The following is an 851-nucleotide window of genomic DNA, read 5'->3' on the forward strand; positions in this document are numbered from 1 at the left end:
GAGTACCGCCGTCACATCGAGAAGGACGCGGCGCTGGCGCGGCGTTTCCAGCCCATCATGGTGCCCGAACCGGCCGCGGCCGACGCGCTGGAGATCCTGCGCGGGCTGCGCGACCGCTACGAGGCGCACCACCAGGTGCGGTACACCGACGAGGCGCTGCTGGCGGCCGTGGAACTGTCGGACCGCTATCTGACCGACCGGTTCCTGCCCGACAAGGCCATCGACCTGATGGACCAGGCCGGGGCCCGCGTACGGCTGCGCTCCAGCACCCGGGGCACCGATGTGCGGGCGCTGGAGCGCGAGGTCGAGCAGCTCACCCGGGACAAGGACCAGGCCGTCGCCGCCGAGCAGTACGAGCGCGCCACCGCCCTGCGCGACCGGATCACCGAGCTGAACCGGCGCATCGAGGAGGGGTCCGGAAAACCGCACTCGGCCTGCCGGGTGTCCGAGGTCACCGTCGAGGACATCGCGGACATCGTCTCCCGGCAGACCGGCATCCCGGTCAGCAGCCTCACCCAGGAAGAGCGCGACCGTCTGCTGGGCCTGGAGGAACACCTCCACCAGCGGGTCATCGGCCAGGAGGAGGCGGTGTCGGCCGTCGCCGACGCCGTCCTGCGCTCCCGCGCCGGCCTCGCCGACCCGGGCCGCCCCGTCGGCAGCTTCCTGTTCCTGGGGCCCACCGGGGTCGGGAAGACCGAACTGGCCCGCGCCCTGGCCGAGGCGCTGTTCGGCAGCGAGGACCGCATGGTCCGCCTGGACATGAGCGAATACCAGGAGAAGCACACCGTCAGCCGCCTCATCGGCGCCCCGCCCGGCTACGTCGGCCACGAGGAAGCCGGACAGCTCACCGA

Annotated in this window: 1 protein-coding gene; it reads left to right on the forward strand. The window is 72.3% G+C overall.

Annotation, left to right across the window (positions count from 1 at the left end):
• A partial coding sequence (locus ABFY07_RS42700; RefSeq protein ID WP_346179614.1) for an AAA family ATPase occupies positions 1–851 on the forward strand: 851 nt, incomplete at both ends.

It is taken from the genome of Streptomyces sparsogenes subsp. cuspidosporus, from assembly GCF_039532705.1.
Taxonomy (GTDB): Bacteria; Actinomycetota; Actinomycetes; order Streptomycetales; family Streptomycetaceae; genus Streptomyces; species Streptomyces sparsogenes.